Below are 19,019 nucleotides of genomic sequence, written 5' to 3'. Positions count from 1 at the left end.
CGGGCTAATGGCATTTGCGGACAACGCTTGATGCTTCACCGTCAACGCCGCGCATGCGACCGAGACAATCCGCTTCACCACGTCAGACCTGGCTTCCTGCCAGCGGTGCACGTCTCTTCTGACGAGCCTTCCAAGGCTACTGACGAGCACACTTTTATTCTGATTCCTCAACAGACTCAGCCCAAGGCGCCCTTCTCCAGCGTCCGCTTATGAGCCATCCGAGACCTGTCGGACTCAGAGCAATATCTTCAAATAGTCGAAGACTGATTGAAACTAACGTCAGTGGACTTTCGGCAGATACACTTCCCGATAGCGATCAAGCCGACGACAGATGGTCGAACGCGCAGCCGTTGCGTCTCGAACAGCCCATTTTCGAAGCCTTCGCATTGGTCCAATTCTTTCGCGCAGTGATGACGAGAACGCCATGGCCGGGCTGATTCCCCAGAGCTTTATTGACGACCTTCTGAACCGCACCGACATCGTCGATGTTGTCAGCTCGCGCCTGCAGATGAAAAAGGCCGGCAAGAACTACACCGCCTGCTGCCCGTTCCACAAGGAAAAAACCCCCTCCTTCAGCGTCAGCCCCGACAAGCAGTTCTATTACTGCTTCGGCTGTGGCGCGGGCGGGAACGCCCTCGGCTTCATCATGGACCACGACAACCTGGATTTCCCCCAGGCGGTCGAGGAACTGGCCAAAGCCGCCGGCATGGAAATCCCGCGGGAGGAAAGCGGTCGCTCGCACAAACCGCGGCAGCCGACCGATTCGCCGCTCTACCCGCTGCTGACCGCCGCCGCCGATTACTATCGACAGGCTCTGAAAAGCCACCCAGCCCGCAAGGCAGCAGTCGATTACCTCAAGGGCCGCGGCCTGACCGGCGAGATCGCCCGCGATTTCGGCCTCGGCTTCGCACCGCCCGGCTGGGACAATCTGTTCAAGCACCTGAGCAGCGACACCTTGCAGCAGAAAGCCATGATCGACGCCGGCCTGCTGATCGAAAACGCCGAAACCGGTAAACGCTACGATCGCTTTCGCGACCGAGTGATGTTTCCGATCCGCGACAGCCGCGGCCGGATCATCGCCTTTGGTGGCCGGGTACTGGGCGACGACAAACCGAAATACCTGAACTCGCCGGAAACTCCGGTGTTTCATAAGGGCCAGGAGCTTTACGGCCTGTTCGAGGCTCGCAAGAACAACCGCAACCTCGACGAAATCATCGTCGTCGAAGGCTACATGGACGTGATTGCCCTCGCCCAACAGGGCCTGCGTAACGCCGTTGCGACCCTGGGCACCGCCACCAGCGAAGAACACCTCAAGCGCCTGTTCCGCATCGTGCCCAGCGTGCTGTTCTGCTTCGACGGCGACCAGGCCGGACGCAAGGCCGCCTGGCGCGCACTGGAGGCGACCCTGTCCAGCCTGCAGGACGGTCGCCGGGCACGCTTCCTGTTCCTTCCCGAAGGGGAAGACCCGGATACCCTGGTGCGTTCCGAGGGCACAGATGCCTTTCGCGCACGCATCAATCAACACGCTCAACCGCTGGCCGATTATTTCTTCCAGCAACTGACCGACGAAGCGGATCCACGCTCGCTCGAGGGCAAGGCTCACCTGGCCACTCTCGCCGCACCGTTGATCGACAAGGTCCCCGGAGCCAACCTGCGGACCCTGATGCGCCAGCGCCTCAGTGAAATTACCGGGCTCAACAACGAGACCGTCAACCAGTTGGTGCACAGCGCCCCACAAGAAGCACCTCCGGTGTATGACGCTGGCATCGATTACGACGGCATACCGGACTATGTCGACTACCACGAGCCGCAAGAAGCCTATGTGCCGCAGCAGGAATGGACACCGAAGAAAAGCGGCGCGGGCGGCAAGAAGTGGGAGAACAAGCCCTGGGACAAAAAGGGCAAGCGCAATGGCGATCGTGATCAGCCACGTGCCCCGCGCGTCCCGGCCGCCGTCGAACCCCCAACACTGTCAGCCCTTCGAACATTGCTGCATCACCCGCAACTGGCCGAGAAAGTTGAAGACGCCGGGCATTTCGCTGCCGACGACAACACCAATACCCAGTTGCTGGTCGCCTTGATCGAAGCCGTGCAGAAAAATCCTAAGCTACGCTCTATTCATCAACTGATGGCGCGCTGGCACGGCACTGAACAGGGCCGCCTGATCAAGGCGCTGGCAGAAAAGGAGTGGTTGATTGAGGGCGACAACCTTGAACAACAGTTTTTCGACACCATTAAAAGCTTGTCCGCTCGTCAACGTGAGCGTGTTTTGGAACAACTTCTCAGGAAATCGCGTCAAAGCGAATTGAGTGGCGAAGAAAAAATTCAGCTACTCGAGCTTTTAAAACGCAATGTTCCCGCATCAAACCCGACCTCAACTGGCGCGTGAGGTCATAGCTCGGGTATAATCCTCGGCTTGTTTTTTGCCCGCCAAGACCTTCAGTGGATAGGGTGTTATGTCCGGAAAAGCGCAACAGCAGTCTCGCCTCAAAGAGTTGATCAGCCGTGGTCGTGAGCAGGGTTACCTGACTTACGCGGAGGTCAACGACCACCTGCCGGAGGATATTTCAGATCCGGAACAGGTGGAAGACATCATCCGCATGATCAACGACATGGGGATCAACGTATTCGAGAGTGCTCCGGATGCGGATGCCCTTTTGTTGGCCGAAGCCGATACCGACGAAGCAGCAGCTGAAGAAGCCGCCGCAGCGTTGGCGGCTGTGGAAACCGACATTGGTCGCACTACCGACCCCGTGCGTATGTACATGCGCGAAATGGGAACGGTAGAGCTGCTCACACGTGAAGGCGAAATCGAAATCGCCAAGCGTATCGAAGAGGGCATCCGTGAAGTGATGGGCGCGATCGCGCACTTCCCTGGCACGGTTGAGCACATCCTCTCCGAATACACTCGCGTCACCACCGAAGGTGGCCGCCTGTCCGACGTCCTGAGCGGTTACATCGACCCGGACGACGGTATTGCGCCGCCTGCCGCCGAAGTACCACCGCCTGTCGATGCCAAGGCCGCAAAAGCGGACGACGACACCGACGACGATGACGCCGAAGCCAGTGACGACGAAGAAGAAGCCGAAAGCGGTCCGGATCCGGTCATCGCAGCCCAGCGCTTTGGCGCCGTTGCCGACCAGATGGAAATCACCCGCAAGGCGCTGAAGAAGCACGGTCGCGAACACAAGCAAGCCCTGGCCGAAATGCTGGCCCTGGCTGAACTGTTCATGCCGATCAAACTGGTTCCGAAGCAATTCGAAGGCCTGGTTGAACGTGTTCGTAGCGCCCTGGATCGCCTGCGTCAGCAAGAGCGCGCGATCATGCAGCTCTGTGTTCGTGATGCCCGCATGCCACGCGCCGACTTCCTGCGCCAGTTCCCTGGCAATGAAGTGGACGAAAGCTGGTCCGACGCGCTGGCCAAAGGCAAGGCCAAGTACGCCGAAGCCATCGGCCGTCTGCAGCCGGACATCATCCGTTGCCAGCAGAAGCTGACCGCGCTCGAGACCGAGACCGGCCTGACGATCGCCGAGATCAAGGACATCAACCGTCGCATGTCGATCGGCGAGGCCAAGGCCCGTCGCGCGAAGAAAGAGATGGTCGAAGCCAACCTGCGTCTGGTGATCTCCATCGCCAAGAAGTACACCAACCGTGGCTTGCAATTCCTCGACCTGATCCAGGAAGGCAACATCGGTTTGATGAAAGCGGTAGACAAGTTCGAATACCGTCGAGGCTACAAATTCTCGACTTATGCCACCTGGTGGATCCGTCAGGCGATCACTCGCTCGATCGCCGACCAGGCCCGCACCATCCGTATTCCGGTGCACATGATCGAGACGATCAACAAGCTCAACCGTATTTCCCGGCAGATGTTGCAGGAAATGGGTCGCGAACCGACTCCGGAAGAGCTGGGCGAACGCATGGAAATGCCTGAGGACAAGATCCGCAAGGTATTGAAGATCGCTAAAGAGCCGATCTCCATGGAAACCCCGATCGGTGATGACGAAGACTCCCATCTGGGTGACTTCATCGAAGACTCGACCATGCAGTCGCCAATCGATGTCGCCACCGTCGAGAGTCTTAAAGAAGCGACTCGCGAAGTACTCTCCGGCCTCACTGCCCGTGAAGCCAAGGTACTGCGCATGCGCTTCGGCATCGACATGAATACCGACCACACCCTCGAGGAAGTCGGTAAGCAGTTCGACGTTACCCGTGAGCGGATTCGTCAGATCGAAGCCAAGGCGCTGCGCAAGCTGCGCCACCCGACGCGAAGCGAGCACCTGCGCTCCTTCCTCGACGAGTAATACCAAGACCCCCAGCCCTGCTGGGGGTTTTGTTTTGTGCAGTTTAAAACTCCCCGCGCCTCACTCCCTCCGAATTGCCCGTCTACACTCGAAACATTCCCCCGTGCCATAACGAGACCGTTATGCCCAGACTGCCGACCGTGCTGATGCTGTCGCTGCTCGCCTGGACCGCAACGGCTGGCGCACTGACGCTCACCGATGAAGAACGAGGCTGGCTTTCCGCTCATCCGGAGTTGCGCCTGGGCGTCGATGCATCATGGCCGCCCTTCGAATATCGCGATGAGGAAGGGCGCTACCAGGGCCTTGCGGCGGACTATATCCACCTGATCCAGGATCGCCTGGCGATCACGCTCAAGCCGATAGAACCCGCCAGCTGGAGCGAAGTGCTCGAAACCGCGAAAAAGGGCAATCTGGACCTGCTGCCAGGCATCATGTCGACCCCGGAACGGCAAAACTACCTGGCGTTCACCCGCCCGTACCTCGATTTCCCCATTGTGATCCTGGCCCATAAAGGCGGCGCGCAACCTCGCAAGCTCCCGGACCTGTACGGCCTGAAGATCGCCGTCGTGGAGAATTACGCCCCCCACGAACTGCTGCGCACCCACCATCCAGACCTGAATCTGGTCGCCCTGCCCAATGTGAGCTCGGCCTTGCAGGCGCTGGCCCTCAATCAGGTCGATGCCGTGGTCGGCGACCTGGCTTCCAGTGTCTGGAGCCTGCGACAACTGAAACTGGATGGGCTCTACGTCAGCGGCGAGACGCCCTACCGCTATCAGCTGGCCATGGGCGTCCCCCGCGACAGCAAGATACTGGTAAGCATTCTCGACAAGGTGCTGGCCGACATAAGCCCGGCGGAGGTCAACGAGATCCAGCAGCGCTGGGTGGGCAATGTGCTCGACCATCGTTCGTTCTGGTCGGACCTGCTGTTCTATGGCCTGCCAGGGCTGCTCCTGCTGTTTGCCGTGCTGGCGGCGGTGATCCGCATCAACCGCCGGCTGAGCTCCGAGATCGCCCGCCGCGTGGCCCTGGAACAGGAACTGCGCAGCAGCGAATACCATTACCGCGGCCTGGTCGAAAGCCTTTCGGCGATCGCCTGGGAAGCGCGCATCAGCGACTTCACCTACAGCTACGTGTCGCCCCATGCCGAGCAACTGTTGGGCTACCCCCTTTCGCACTGGCTGATTCCGGGGTTCTGGAGAAACATCATCCACCCCGCCGACCTGACGCGCGCCCAGCACTTCTGCGACCACGAAGTCCTGGCCGGGCGCGATCACAGCCTGGATTACCGGGTGATCACCGCCGATGGCCGCTGCCTGTGGGTTCGCGACATCGTCAGCCTGATCGAGCACGGGCATGAACCGATCATGCGCGGCCTGATGATCGACATCAGCGAAACCAAACGCACCGAAGAGGCCCTGCAACTCTCGGAACAGAAATTCGCTTCGGTTTTCCAGCAATGCCCGGACATCCTGGTCATTGCCCGCCTGTCGGATGGCTGCCTGCTGGAGGTCAACGAGGCGTTCGAGGAACAAATCGGCCTGAGTGCCGAGCAAGTCATCGGCCAAACGGCTACCGAGCTGAACATCTGGGGTATCCAGGGCGTCGGCCCCGGGCTGCTGCAGCGCTTGCAGGCCGGCAGTATCCGTAACCTGGAGATGCCCTTTCGGCGCAGCAATGGCCAGCTGTTCACCGGACTGATCTCCGCCGAACCCTTCGACCTCGACACCACGCCCGCCCTGGTCGTGGTGGTCCGCGACATCACTCAGTTGAAGGAAACCCAGCAGCAGTTGCAAACCTCCGAAGAGAAGTTCGCCAAGGCATTTCACGCCTCGCCCGACGGCCTGCTGCTAAGCCGTCAGCGCGACGGTTTGCTGATAGAGGTCAACGAAGGTTTCAGTCGTATCACTGGCTTCAATAGCGCCATGTCCGTCGACCGTTCCACGCTGGAGCTGGGCATCTGGGTCAACCTCAACGAACGCAGGCAGATGCTCGACCTGCTGCAGCGGGATGGCTTCGTGCGCGACTTCAGCTGCCACATTCGCCGCAATGACGGCCAGATCCGCCTCTGTGAGCTCTCCAGCCGGCCGCTGCCGATCGGCGACGAGGATTGCATGCTGACCATCGCCCGCGACATTACCGAGCGCCACCTGATGCAGGAGAAGCTGCAACAGGCCGCCACCGTGTTCGAGAGCACCGCCGAAGGCGTACTGATCACCGATACCCAGCAGCACATCAGCGCGGTCAACCGGGCGTTCACCGAAATCACCGGCTACAGCGAAACCGAAGCCCTGGGCCACACCCCGCGCCTGCTGGCTTCCGGCCTGCATGACAGCGCCTTTTATGCGGCCATGTGGCACCAACTGACCGCCGAAGGTCATTGGCAGGGGGAAATCTGCAATCGACGCAAAAACGGCGAGCTGTACCCCAGTTGGCTGACCATCAGCGCGGTGCGTAACAAAGACCGTTTTATCACCCACTTCGTCGCGGTATTCGCCGATATCTCCAGCCTCAAGCACGCCCAGGCCAAGCTCGACTACCAGGCGCACCACGATCCGCTGACCGGCCTGCCGAACCGCACCCTGTTCGAAAGCCGCCTGCTGACCGCACTCAACAGCCAGCAGGAGAACGGCGGCCAGGGCGCCGTGCTGTTTCTCGATCTGGATCGCTTCAAGCACATCAATGACAGCCTCGGCCACCCGGTCGGCGACCTGCTGCTCAGGGGCATTGCCGTGCGCCTGAAAGAACAGTTGCGGGACATCGACACCGTGGCCCGCCTGGGCGGGGACGAGTTCATCATCCTGCTGCCCGGGCTGCAGCAGCCCAGCGATGCCGACCACATCGCCAACAAGCTGCTGAACTGCTTCACTGCCCCGTTCCAGGCGGGTGAGCATGAGTTCTTCATCAGCGCCAGCATCGGTACCAGCCTCTACCCCAAGGACGGCTGCGACGTGGCCACGCTGGTCAAGAATGCCGACGCCGCCATGTACCGCTCCAAGGCCAAGGGGCGCAACCGGGTCGAAAGCTATACCCGCGACCTGACCGCCCAGGCCAGCGAACGCGTGGCCCTGGAACATGAACTGCGGCGAGCCATCGAGCGTAACGAGCTGTACCTCTACTACCAGCCCAAGATCAGGCTGGGCGACCAGGCGCTGGTGGGTGCCGAGGCGCTGATTCGCTGGCATCACCCGACCTTCGGCGATGTCCCACCCGAGCACTTCATCCCCCTGGCCGAAGAGAACGGCATGATCCTGCAGATCGGCGACTGGGTGCTGGAACACGCCTGCCAGCAGCTGCGCAAGTGGAATGAGAGCTACGAGAGTTTCGGCCCGCTCTCGGTCAACCTCGCCGGCGCCCAGCTGCGCCAGCCGAACCTGCTGGGGCGGATTGAACAACTGCTGAAAGACAACCGCCTCAAACCCGGCTTCCTGCAGCTGGAAATCACCGAAAACTTCATCATGAGCCAGGCCGAGGAGGCCCTGGAGGTGCTGCACCAGCTCAAGCGCCTGGGCGTTCAGCTGGCCATCGACGATTTCGGTACCGGCTACTCGTCCCTGAGCTACCTCAAGCGCCTGCCGCTGGATTTCCTCAAGATCGATCAATCTTTCGTCCGCGGCCTGCCCGATGACCCGCACGATGTGGCGATCGTGCGGGCCATCATCGCCCTGGGCCGCAGCATGCAATTCACCGTGATCGCCGAAGGCGTGGAAACCCATGACCAGCAGGTATTTCTCGGGAACGAAGGCTGCGAACAGATCCAAGGCTACATCATCAGCCTGCCGCTGAGCGCCGACGAATTCGCCGCGACCTTTCTGCGCCTTCCCGTTTCGGATTTTTCGGATAGCACAGCCGAGAAACCGTCGCTATAATCCGCGGCCTACTGAGGGCCTATAGCTCAGTCGGTTAGAGCAGAGGACTCATAATCCTTTGGTCCACGGTTCGAGTCCGTGTGGGCCCACCATCCTTGAAAGCCGCGCATTGCGCGGCTTTTGCGTATCTAAAGCGCTGCAAATCCCTCGATCAGGCCGCCAGGCCGGCAAAGCAGCCGATCATTTCTTCCAAGAAATCGGCCCTAGCGCACAACTATTAAAAACCGCGACGGTCATAACCGCGCGGAAGTCGCGCATGACCTCCGTTTGACCCTAGACTGCATTTCTATCAATGGGGGAGAGCCTGTCCTTTCCCCGGCGTGATGCACCACCTAAGCCACCCCCTAATAATCAGAGTGGCCTGATGATTCGGACACAGCACATGGAAGTAGTATCTACGGCGCCTTCGCCTGGCCCGGTAACGGGGTTCGCACGTTGCCGGAATATTCAGCAAGGCCCTGTTTTCATCATTGCATCCGGTAGTTCGGCAAAGGACTTCCCCATCGAAACCTTTGCGAACATCCCGATGATCACCATGAACGGGGCCATCTCGATGTTCCGCGGGACCGGCATACGGCCTTTTTTTTATGCCTGCACCGACACCAGCTTTTCCCTCCAGCAACCCGAACTCTTCGCCCAGGCGATGGCTATCAGTCAGCGCGTGGCGCTCTGGGAAGAACATGCCCGGACGATTCCGATCCAGCCTCATGGCGAGCTGTTTCTGCTGAAGAAGGCGCCACGACAAACCTGGAAGGAGCGGTTGCTCAGGAGCAACCGCGACCTGGTTCGCCCTCCCCTCCTCTCGGGCAACAGGAGCCGGACCATCGGCTTCAGCAAGAATCTCGAGCTGGGTTTCTTCGATGCCCGTACTGTGGCCTATCTGGCGCTGCAACTCGCCTATCACGCCGGCTTCGATACGGCGATCCTGGTGGGCGTCGACCTGAGTCCTGCCCAGGGGCGTTTTTATGAAACGCCAGACAGCTTCAAGTCACCCTGCGGCCTGGACCAGCACCTGCAATCGCGGATCCTGCCATCCTTGAAGCTGATGTCGGACAAGGTCATGGGCAAGGACTTCTCGGTGTACAACCTGTCCCCCACGTCGCGTATTCCCACGTCGATCATTCCCAACATCAGCCTCGACGAACTCGGCAAACTGATTAACCGCTGAGTTGTTGCAGGTGAACAGACGGGCTATATCCGCCCACAAAAAAAAACCGCGCTAGGCGCGGTTTTTTTGTAAGCCAGGATCAGCCGTTATTCGGGCAATGCATAAGCGATCACATAGTCCCCACGGTCCGGCGACTGACGCGCTCCACCCGCGGTCAGCAGGATGTACTGCCGGCCGGTCTTCCGCGAAACGTAGGTCATGGGCCCCGACTGGCTACCCACCGGCAGGCGGGCTTTCCAGATTTCGTTACCGTTGCCGGTATCGAAGGCACGCAGGTAGAAGTCCTGGGTGCCCGCGAAGAACAGCAGGCCGGACTGGGTCGCCAGGGATGCGCCAAGGGTCGGCATGCCGATCGGGATTGGCATGTGCATGCGAATGCCCAGGGGACCGGTGTCCTGCACGGTACCAACCGGCACCTGCCACACCAGCTTCTTGGTTTTCAGGTCGATGGCCGACATGGTGCCGAACGGCGGCTTCTGGCACGGAATACCGGCAGGCGAGAGGAAACGCTGGCGCATCGCCCCGAACGGCGTGCCGTCCTGGGGCACTACGCCCATTTCGATGCCGCTGGCCCCGGCCGCGATCTTCGCGCGCGGAATCATGTAGTTGGCCAGGCCCAGGCGCATGTCGTTGACGAACATATAGTTGCTGTTCGGGTCCACCGACACGCTGCCCCAGTTCATGCCACCCAGGGAGCCCGGGAACTGCAAGGCGTGATCCATGCCCGGCGGGGTGTAGACGCCTTCATGACGCATGCCCTTGAACTGGATACGGCACATCAACTGGTCGAACGGCGTGGCACCCCACATGTCCGATTCGGTGAGGGTCTGGTTGCCGATCGACGGCATCTCCACCGAGAACGGCTGGGTCGGCGAATAGCGTTCGCCCGGCATATTGCCCTGCGGCACCGGACGTTCTTCCACCCGGGCGATAGGCACGCCGGTTTCGCGGTTGAGCAGGAAGATCTCACCCTGCTTGGTGACCTGCGCCAGCGCCGGCTGTACCCCGCCCTTGTCGTCCGGCACGTCGTACAGCAGCGGCTGCGCCGGCAGGTCGAAGTCCCACAGGTCGTGGTGGGTGGTCTGGAAGTGCCAGCGCACCTGACCGCTCTTCACGTCCAGGGCGACGATGGACGAACTCCACTTGTCGTCGAATTCCGTGCGCTGGCCAGCGAAGAAGTCTGGCGTGGCGTTACCGGTCGGCAGATAGACCAGACCGAGCTTGGCGTCATAGGACATGGCCGACCAGACGTTCGGTGTACCGCGGGTGTAGGTCTCGCCCGCCGGTGGACGCTTGGTGGTATTCGGATTGCCCGGATCCCAGGCCCACACCAGTTCGCCGCTGCGCACGTCGAAGGCGCGGACCACGCCCGGTGGCTCGCCGATGGAATAGTTGTCCGCTACCCGGCCACCGACGATGACTACGTTGCCGGCCACCAGCGGAGTCGAGGTCTGCTGGTAGTAGCCAGGCTTCACTTCGCCCATGTCGGTTTTCAGGTCGACCGTGCCTTTGTCGCCGAAGTCTTCGCACGGCTTGCCGGTTTCTGCGTTGATCGCGATCAGGCGCGCATCGCCAGTCGGCAGGAACAAACGCTTGGTGCAGGCGGCTGGAGCGACCGCTGCCTCGGCAGCAGGCTCGGCGGAGGCATCGAAGTAACCCAGGCCGCGGCAACGCTGCCAGTTAGGCGCCGAACCTTGCGGATCGAACTTCCAGCGTTCGGCGCCAGTGTCGGCGTCCAGGGCGAACACCTTGCCGTAGGCGGTGCAGGTATAGACCGTGTCACCGATCTGCAGCGGTGTGTTCTGGTCCTCGGCGCCCGCGCCGGTGCTTTGCGGAATATCGCCGGTGCGGAAAGTCCAGGCCACCTGCAACTGGTCGATGTTGCCCTTGTTGATCTGGTCCAGCGCGGCAAAACGATTGCCGGCGGTGGTGTTGCCCCAATGGGCCCAGTCCTTCTGCTCGGTACCCGGAGCCACAGGCTTGATGGCCGGCTCGCTGCTGGCCTTGACCACATGGGTCGGCACGAACATGTAGGCCAGGGTCGCCACGACGCCAATGCCCAGCACACCCGCCAGGCCATAAGCGCCACGACCGGCGGTCGCGCCCGAAGCACGTACCAGGGTTGGATAGATCAGCGCCACCACCAGGCCGATAACGGCGAAGGTCAGCACCCGCGAAACCAGCGGCCAGTATTCCAGCCCGGCATCCCAGACCGCCCAGATCGCGGTCAGGACCAGCGCCACCCCGTACAGCCAGGCACCGCGTGGGTTACGCCGGGCGATCAGCAGCCCGGAAACGATCATCGCCAGGCCCATCAGCAGGAAGAACCAGCTGCCGCCCAGATTGACCAGGTACCCGCCCCCGCCGGCCAGTCCCAGGCCGATCAATGCGATCAGCACACCCAGCGCCCCCAGTAACCATTTGCTGCCGGTGGCAGCCCCAGAATTATTCATGTCGGAAATGTCTCCCATTCTTTACGTGGCGAGAGAATGTACTAACCAGTTACTTATGACAACTTGTCGCAGGCAATTCGTGGCAAAAAATCTCAGCCGCGCCATTGAGCCTAGCCGTCACAGCACAGCCCGCAGCCAATACGCCATGCCACGAGCATCGCCCCCAGCGAGCCTGTAACATGCTCGGCCACCGTTGCCCGCGCCGGAGTTCACCTTGTCTGACAGCCGCCCTCCCGTCCTCGACGAAATCGACCGCCAACTGATCGCGGCCCTGCAGATCAATGCCCGCGAAAGCGTGGCCATGCTCGCCAGGCAGCTGGGGATCGCCCGTACCACTGTGACCTCGCGCCTGGCGCGGCTGGAAAAGGCGCGGGTGATTACCGGTTATGGCGTGCGCCTGGGTCAGCGGGTCATTGATGGCGGCTTGCAGGCTTACGTGGGGATCAAGGTCCAGCCGCGCTCCGGCAAGGAGGTACTGCGGCGCCTGAGCGCCATGGCCCAGGTCCAGCAGCTCTGCGCGGTAAGTGGGGAATTCGACTATGTCGCCTGGCTGCGCACCGACTCGCCGGAACAGCTCGACCAGTTGCTCGACCAGATCGGCAGCGTCGACGGCGTGGAAAAGACCACCACCTCGATCATCCTCAGCAGCAAGATCGACCGTGGACACCCCGTCTGAAGGGCCTGCCCTCGCTGCGACATGCGAAACTCGTCAATCTGCAAAGATAAATCGTCATATTGATTGCTCATCATTCAAAACGACGACACTTTGCGTCTTATTAACGTGCGCAACGCTCCCTAGAATGGCAGCCATCTTTTCCTATACTCAGCGCTCTGCTCGAGTCGCCAGCAAGGTCAGCCATGAACAAGAACAATCGCCATCCTGCAGACGGTAAGAAACCCATCACCATTTTCGGCCCGGACTTCCCGTTCGCCTTCGACGACTGGATCGAACACCCGGCCGGCCTGGGCAGCATTCCCAAGGTCAACCATGGCGCCGAAGTGGCGATTGTCGGGGCCGGTATCGCCGGGCTGGTGGCGGCCTACGAGCTGATGAAACTGGGCCTCAAGCCGGTGGTGTACGAAGCGTCGAAAATGGGTGGCCGGCTGCGCTCCCAGGCATTCGAAGGCGCCGAAGGGATCATCGCCGAGCTGGGCGGCATGCGCTTTCCGGTGTCCTCTACGGCCTTCTATCACTACGTCGACAAGCTGGGTCTGGAGACCAAACCCTTTCCCAACCCGCTGACGCCGGCTTCCGGCAGTACCGTGATCGACCTCGAAGGCCAGACTCACTACGCACAGAAGCTCGCCGACCTGCCGGCGCTGTTCCAGGAAGTGGCCGACGCCTGGGCCGATGCCCTGGAAGACGGTTCGCGCTTCAGCGAAATCCAGCAGGCCATTCGCGAGCGCGACGTGCCGCGCCTCAAGGAACTGTGGAACACCCTGGTACCGCTGTGGGACGACCGCACCTTCTATGACTTCGTCGCCACCTCGAAAGCCTTCGCCAAGCTGTCGTTCCATCACCGCGAAGTGTTCGGCCAGGTCGGCTTCGGCACCGGCGGCTGGGATTCGGACTTCCCCAACTCGATGCTGGAAATCTTCCGCGTGGTAATGACCAACTGCGACGATCACCAGCACCTGGTGGTCGGCGGCGTGGAGCAGGTGCCGCTGGGCATCTGGCGCCATGTGCCGGAGCGCTGCGCCCACTGGCCGCAAGGCACCAGCCTCAGTTCGCTGCACCATGGCGCGCCGCGTCCCGGGGTGAAACGTATCGCCCGGGCCGCCGATGGCCGCTTCAGTGTCACCGACAACTGGGGCGATACCCGCGAATACGCGGCGGTGCTGACCACCTGCCAGAGCTGGCTGCTGACCACCCAGATCGAATGCGAAGAATCGCTGTTCTCGCAGAAGATGTGGATGGCCCTGGACCGTACCCGCTACATGCAGTCGTCGAAGACCTTCGTCATGGTCGACCGGCCGTTCTGGAAGGACAAGGATCCGGAAACCGGTCGCGACCTGATGAGCATGACCCTCACCGACCGCCTGACCCGCGGCACGTACCTTTTTGATAACGGCAAGTTCGACAACGGCGACGACAAGCCGGGGGTCATCTGCCTGTCCTATTCGTGGATGAGCGACGCCCTGAAGATGCTGCCGCACCCAGTGGAAAAACGGGTCAAGCTGGCCCTCGACGCCCTTAAGAAGATCTACCCGAAAGTCGATATCGCCGGGCGCATCATCGGCGACCCGATCACCGTGTCCTGGGAAGCTGATCCGCACTTCCTCGGTGCATTCAAGGGTGCGCTGCCCGGCCACTACCGCTACAACCAGCGCATGTACGCGCACTTCATGCAGGACGACTTGCCCGCCGAACAGCGCGGCATCTTCATCGCCGGCGACGATGTGTCCTGGACCCCGGCCTGGGTCGAGGGCGCGGTCCAGACCTCGCTCAACGCGGTCTGGGGCATCATGAAGCACTTCGGCGGGCAGACCCACGCCGAGAACCCGGGACCGGGCGACGTGTTCCACGAAATCGGCCCCATCGCCCTGGCCGACTGAACCTGTAGCCACCGCGGGCTGCGATCGAGCGCAACACTCATGGCTTTTGAACAGCCCGCGGCAACGGCTACAGTGACAGTCCAGCGCACAGAGGAGTCATCACCATGCGTGTAGCGCTTTATCAATGTGCCCCACAACCGCTGGATGTCGCCGGCAACCTGCAACGCCTGCAGAAAATCGCCGTGGAAGCTTCCGGCGCCGACCTGCTGGTGCTGCCGGAGATGTTCCTCAGCGGCTACAACATCGGCGTAGAGGCGGTGGGCGCGCTGGCCGAGGCCCAGGATGGCCCGTCGGCGCAATACATCGCCAACGTCGCCCAGTCGGCGCGCATCGCGATCCTGTATGGCTACCCGGAGCGCGCCGACGACGGCCAGATCTACAACGCCGTGCAACTGATCGACAGCAACGGCCAGCGCCTGTGCAACTACCGCAAGACTCACCTGTTCGGCGATCTCGACCGCTCGATGTTCAGCGCCGGCCCGGACGATTTCCCCCTGGTGGAACTCAATGGCTGGAAGCTCGGTTTCCTGATCTGCTACGACATCGAGTTCCCGGAGAATGCCAGGCGCCTGGCACTGGCCGGGGCCGAGCTGATTCTGGTGCCCACCGCCAACATGCTGCCCTACGACTTCATCGCCGATGTCACCGTGCGTTCGCGTGCCTTCGAAAACCAATGTTATGTGGCCTACGCCAACTACTGCGGCCACGAAGACGAGATCCACTACTGCGGCCAGAGCAGCATCGCCGCCCCCGACGGCCAGCGGATTGCCCTCGCCGGGCTGGATGAAGCCCTGATAACCGGCACGCTGGACCGCCAGTTGATGCTCGACTCGCGCGCCGCCAATCGCTACTTCCATGACCGGCGCCCGGAGCTTTACGACGACCTGAACAAGCGCTGATCCGGGGTTATCCGCTAGCATGGGCGCTTCACTGTTCTGGAAGTGCTCATGCCCGCGCTGAACCACCCCCTGCCTCATCAGGAAACCCTGGCCAACGGCCTGCGGGTTTCACTGCACCACGTCCCTCGATTGAAGCGCTGCGCGGCGGCCCTGCGGGTCTCGGCCGGCAGTCACGACGTACCGCTGGCCTGGCCCGGGCTGGCGCACTTTCTTGAACACTTGCTGTTTCTCGGCACCGAGCGTTTTCCCGCGGAACAAGGCCTGATGGCCTATGTGCAACGCCACGGCGGCCAGGTGAACGCCAGCACCGGCGAACGCCACACCGACTTTTTCTTCGAACTGCCCCCCGCGGATTTCGCCGCCGGGCTGGAGCGCCTGGCCGACATGCTCGCCCACCCGCGCATGAGCCAGGAAGACCAGATACGCGAGCGCGAAGTGCTGCATGCGGAGTTCATCGCCTGGTCGCGGGATACCGCGGCGCAACGGCAGTTCGCCTTGCTCGACGGCCTGTCGGCGGAACACCCGCTGCGGGCGTTCCATGCCGGCAATCGCTACAGCCTCAACGTGCCGCGCCCGGCGTTTCAGCAGGCGCTGCAGGCCTTCTATCAGGCTCACTACCACAGTGGGCAAATGTCCCTGAGCCTGGCCGGCCCACAGTCGCTGGAAGAATTGAAGGCCCTGGCAGAGCGTTTTGGCGCGGTCCTCGCCATCGCTGAGGCGCAGCCGCAAGACGCCCCAGTACCCTTGCTGACATCTGCGCAGCAGCATTATCAGCAGCTCGAAGGGAACCACCTGAATCTGCTGTTCGCCTGCGAGCAACTGCCCACGGCCGCCCGCGAAGCGCTGGATTTTCTCTGCACCTGGCTGGCCTCCGGCAAACCCGGCGGGCTGCTGGCCACGCTCAAGGAACGCAAGCTGGCCGAGGGGTTGAAGGCCGCGCCGCTGTATCACTTCGCCAGTCAGGCGCTGCTGCATATCCAGTTCGACTTGACCGAGCAAAGCGCCCAACAGCCGGAGCAGGTGAGTGAGTTGTTCTTCGATTGGCTGGCCTTTTTCAGCAGCCAGGACGACTGGCCAGCATTGCGCGACGAGTACGCCCTGCTGCAACAACGCAAGCGCCAGGTGGCCAGCGCACTGGCGCTGGCAAGACTGAACAACGAGCAGCTGGAACCACAACTGTCCGACCTCGGCGTCACGGCCCTCAAGGCCTTGCTGTCGCAACTTCAAACCCCGCAGGCCGCCAGCAGCGGTATCCACTGGCAACTGCCTGCACCCAATCCGTTCCTGCGCAGCTCGGCGCCAGCCGCCCGGGCCGGCCTGATTCGCGGGCAAACCAGCGCCCACCGTGGCTTGCGGACCTTCGCCCAGGACCGCTTGCGGCAGCGTCGCGAATCCTCGGCGATGACCTTCAGCCAAGCCATCGCCGACGATACCGGCGAAGCCGCCCTGTACTTGCGCTGGCGCCTGCAAAGCCGGTTGCCGCAGGAGCTGCGCAGCCGCTTGCAAAGCCACCTGCACAACCTGCGGGACGACGGACTACAAGCAGGCGTCGAGTTGTCCTTCGGCGTCTCGGGCAACCAGTGTCTGTTGACGCTGAAAGGGCTTCCCGAGCCGATGCCGGCCATGCTCCAACAGGCTCTGCTGGAACTGAGCCAACCCGGCGCGGCGTTCTGGCAAATGTCCCCGGCGGCTCCCACGCCGCTGTTGCCGATCCGCCAATTGCTCCAGGAGCTGCCCGAGCGCTGCCTGGACATACCCGCCTCCCAGGCGCCGCATCCACTGGATGAACAAGGCTGGCAAACGCTGTGGGAGGACGCCCGCTGGGACGGCCTTGCCATCGGCCTGGGCCATGCTCAAGGTGCGATCGGTGCGGTATTGGGCAAAGCTCCCGGGACCGCCGACAGCCAGCTTTCAGCCCCGCCCTCGATAGCCGCGCAGCAGCACTGGCATGAGCTCGCAACCGGCTCCGGCGAGCAGGCCCTGCTGCTGTTCTGCCCGGCACCGGGCAGCACCCTTCAGCAGGAAGCCCGCTGGCGGCTGCTGGGGCAACTTGGCCAGATGCCGTTCTATCAGCGCCTGCGGGTCGAGTTGCAACTGGGTTATGCGGTGTTCAGCGGCGTGCGACAGATCAACGGCCAGACCGGGCTGCTGTTCGGCGTGCAATCGCCCAGCGCTTCGCTGAGCGAAATCATCGAGCATATCCGGACGTTCCTGGCGCGGTTGCCCGAGTTGATCGAAGCACTGGATGACAGCTCACTGGACGATCTGAAAGCTAACCTCGCCGCCCAGTTCGATGCCCGTGCATTGCCCGTGGCGCAACTGGCCGAGCTGCTCTGGCAGGGGCGACTGGCCGGCCATCCGTCGGATTACCTGGAGCAATTGCAACAGGAGATGATGGCGGCGACCCGGCCACAGCTGTTGCTCGCAGCCGAACAGTTGCAGCAGGCGCAAGGCGGCTGGCGCTGCCTGGCAAGCGGTGCCTGTCCGGGCGAACCCTGGCAAGCGGGAAAATGATCGTTACCCTGGCTGCAACGAGCTTTCTTCAACAAATACGGTCATTCCCCAGGGGGAATTTAGTAAGATAGCCCCCTAAGCATCTGAACATCTCCGGTTGGAGGTGGACTATATGTATAGATCTCAACCGTCCCACCCACCTGAAGGAGCACCTCTATGTCCTGGTCCAAACCTGCTTACACCGACCTGCGTATCGGCTTTGAAGTCACCATGTACTTCGCCAGCCGTTGATTGCTTGCGCAGTGCAACGCCTCGGCTCGCCGGGGCGTTTTTATTTTCAGCTTTAACCTGATGGAGCGGCCATGTTTGTCCAGATTCTAGGTTCCGCCGCCGGTGGCGGTTTTCCGCAGTGGAACTGCAACTGCGCGAACTGCGCGGGCTTTCGCGACGGCAGCCTGCGGGCAAAGGCTCGCACCCAATCGTCCATCGCCATTTCCGATGACGGCGTGAACTGGGTCCTGTGCAACGCCTCGCCGGACATCCGCGCCCAGCTCCAGAGCTTCGCCCCGATGCAACCGGGCCGCGCCCTGCGCGACACCGGGATCAGCGCGATCATCCTGATGGACAGCCAGATCGACCACACCACCGGCCTGCTCAGCCTGCGCGAAGGCTGCCCGCATCAGGTCTGGTGCACCGACATGGTCCATGAAGACCTCAGCAGCGGTTTCCCGCTGTTCACCATGCTCACCCACTGGAACGGCGGGCTGAGCTGGAACCGCATCGAACTCGACCAGAGCTTCACCATCCCGGCCTGCCCGAACCTGCGCTTCAGCCCGCTGCCATTGCGCAGCGCCGCGCCGCCCTATTCGCCCCATCGCTTCGACCCGCACCCGGGCGATAACATCGGCCTGATCGTCGAAGACCTGCGTACCGGCGGCAAATTGTTCTACGCCCCTGGACTGGGCAAGGTCGATGCAGCGCTGCTGGAAATCATGAACGGCAGCGACTGCCTGCTGGTGGACGGCACCCTGTGGGAAGACGACGAGATGCAGCGCCGCGGCGTCGGCACCCGGACCGGGCGGGAAATGGGCCACCTGGCGCAGAACGGCCCCGGCGGCATGCTGGAAGTGCTGGAGCAACTGCCGGAGCAGCGCAAGATTCTTATCCACATCAACAACACCAACCCGATCCTCGACGAGGACTCCGCCGAACGTGCGGAGCTGGCGCGGCGTAACGTTGAAGTGGCTTACGACGGCATGAGTATCGAGCTGTAACCACAGGAGCTATTACGGGCAAGTCGGATCGCCGCCCGCTCGCTC

The 19,019-nt window shown here is 62.0% G+C and carries 11 protein-coding genes and 1 tRNA gene; 11 read left to right on the top strand and 1 reads right to left on the bottom strand.

Features of this window, described 5'->3' with window-relative positions; translation table 11 throughout:
• Positions 1–424: 424 nt before the first annotated feature.
• From dnaG to NRG23_RS22135, 5 genes are all read left to right on the top strand, one after another.
• Complete coding sequence (dnaG, locus tag NRG23_RS22155) at positions 425–2,389, top strand: DNA primase (protein ID WP_009051170.1); 1,965 nt, start codon at positions 425–427, stop codon at positions 2,387–2,389.
• A gap of 67 nt (positions 2,390–2,456) precedes the next feature.
• On the top strand, positions 2,457–4,304 hold the full coding sequence (rpoD, locus tag NRG23_RS22150; protein ID WP_007926106.1) for an RNA polymerase sigma factor RpoD: 1,848 nt from the start codon (positions 2,457–2,459) through the stop codon (positions 4,302–4,304).
• Positions 4,305–4,426: 122 nt separating this feature from the next.
• Entirely contained in the window at positions 4,427–8,170 is a 3,744-nt protein-coding gene (locus NRG23_RS22145; RefSeq protein WP_009051172.1) for a bifunctional diguanylate cyclase/phosphodiesterase, read from the top strand.
• 15 nt (positions 8,171–8,185) lie between these two features.
• A tRNA-Ile gene (locus tag NRG23_RS22140) sits at positions 8,186–8,262 on the top strand.
• A 272-nt stretch (positions 8,263–8,534) separates the two neighbouring features.
• A complete protein-coding gene (locus tag NRG23_RS22135) occupies positions 8,535–9,338 on the top strand; it encodes a lipopolysaccharide biosynthesis protein (RefSeq protein ID WP_257372081.1) in 804 nt (267 codons plus the stop codon).
• Between the two features lie 86 nt (positions 9,339–9,424).
• Here the strand turns inward: NRG23_RS22135 and NRG23_RS22130 are convergent, their stop codons facing one another.
• Complete coding sequence (locus tag NRG23_RS22130; RefSeq protein WP_257372079.1) at positions 9,425–11,791, bottom strand: glucose/quinate/shikimate family membrane-bound PQQ-dependent dehydrogenase; 2,367 nt, start codon at positions 11,789–11,791, stop codon at positions 9,425–9,427.
• A 214-nt stretch (positions 11,792–12,005) separates the two neighbouring features.
• Between NRG23_RS22130 and NRG23_RS22125 the strand changes: the two genes are divergently transcribed.
• The 6 genes from NRG23_RS22125 (at position 12,006) to pqqB (ending at position 18,974) form a co-directional block, all read left to right on the top strand.
• Positions 12,006–12,467: an Lrp/AsnC family transcriptional regulator gene (locus tag NRG23_RS22125; protein ID WP_009051175.1), complete on the top strand. Its 462-nt coding sequence runs from the start codon at positions 12,006–12,008 to the stop codon at positions 12,465–12,467.
• A 182-nt stretch (positions 12,468–12,649) separates the two neighbouring features.
• Positions 12,650–14,347, top strand: a complete 1,698-nt coding sequence (locus NRG23_RS22120; RefSeq protein ID WP_257372077.1) for an NAD(P)/FAD-dependent oxidoreductase — start codon at positions 12,650–12,652, stop codon at positions 14,345–14,347.
• 104 nt (positions 14,348–14,451) lie between these two features.
• Positions 14,452–15,246 (top strand): carbon-nitrogen hydrolase family protein, encoded by a 795-nt coding sequence (locus NRG23_RS22115; protein WP_009051177.1) that lies wholly within the window; start codon positions 14,452–14,454, stop codon positions 15,244–15,246.
• A gap of 48 nt (positions 15,247–15,294) precedes the next feature.
• Entirely contained in the window at positions 15,295–17,760 is a 2,466-nt protein-coding gene (pqqF, locus tag NRG23_RS22110; protein ID WP_257372073.1) for a pyrroloquinoline quinone biosynthesis protein PqqF, read from the top strand.
• A 156-nt stretch (positions 17,761–17,916) separates the two neighbouring features.
• Positions 17,917–17,991 carry a pyrroloquinoline quinone precursor peptide PqqA gene (gene pqqA, locus NRG23_RS22105; protein ID WP_009045898.1) on the top strand — a complete coding sequence of 25 codons (75 nt, stop codon included), beginning with the start codon at positions 17,917–17,919 and terminating at the stop codon, positions 17,989–17,991.
• 71 nt (positions 17,992–18,062) lie between these two features.
• Complete coding sequence (gene pqqB, locus NRG23_RS22100; RefSeq protein WP_028684207.1) at positions 18,063–18,974, top strand: pyrroloquinoline quinone biosynthesis protein PqqB; 912 nt, start codon at positions 18,063–18,065, stop codon at positions 18,972–18,974.
• Positions 18,975–19,019: the final 45 nt, after the last annotated feature.

It is taken from the genome of Pseudomonas sp. T8 (assembly GCF_024610635.1).
GTDB classification, from domain to species: Bacteria; Pseudomonadota; Gammaproteobacteria; order Pseudomonadales; family Pseudomonadaceae; genus Aquipseudomonas; species Aquipseudomonas chlororaphis_I.
The sequence above is the reverse complement of the archived record's forward strand: the minus strand, read 5'-3'. Positions and strand labels throughout refer to the sequence as shown.

What these genes read in the sequence shown, in the direction of transcription:
- dnaG (WP_009051170.1), top strand. Translation starts at nt 425, where the DNA reads ATGGCCGGGCTGATTCCCCAGAGCTTTATTGACGACCTTCTGAACCGC.
- rpoD (WP_007926106.1), top strand. Translation starts at nt 2,457, where the DNA reads ATGTCCGGAAAAGCGCAACAGCAGTCTCGCCTCAAAGAGTTGATCAGC.
- NRG23_RS22145 (WP_009051172.1), top strand. Translation starts at nt 4,427, where the DNA reads ATGCCCAGACTGCCGACCGTGCTGATGCTGTCGCTGCTCGCCTGGACC.
- NRG23_RS22135 (WP_257372081.1), top strand. Translation starts at nt 8,535, where the DNA reads ATGATTCGGACACAGCACATGGAAGTAGTATCTACGGCGCCTTCGCCT.
- NRG23_RS22130 (WP_257372079.1), bottom strand. Translation starts at nt 11,791, where the DNA reads ATGAATAATTCTGGGGCTGCCACCGGCAGCAAATGGTTACTGGGGGCG.
- NRG23_RS22120 (WP_257372077.1), top strand. Translation starts at nt 12,650, where the DNA reads ATGAACAAGAACAATCGCCATCCTGCAGACGGTAAGAAACCCATCACC.
- NRG23_RS22115 (WP_009051177.1), top strand. Translation starts at nt 14,452, where the DNA reads ATGCGTGTAGCGCTTTATCAATGTGCCCCACAACCGCTGGATGTCGCC.
- pqqF (WP_257372073.1), top strand. Translation starts at nt 15,295, where the DNA reads ATGCCCGCGCTGAACCACCCCCTGCCTCATCAGGAAACCCTGGCCAAC.
- pqqB (WP_028684207.1), top strand. Translation starts at nt 18,063, where the DNA reads ATGTTTGTCCAGATTCTAGGTTCCGCCGCCGGTGGCGGTTTTCCGCAG.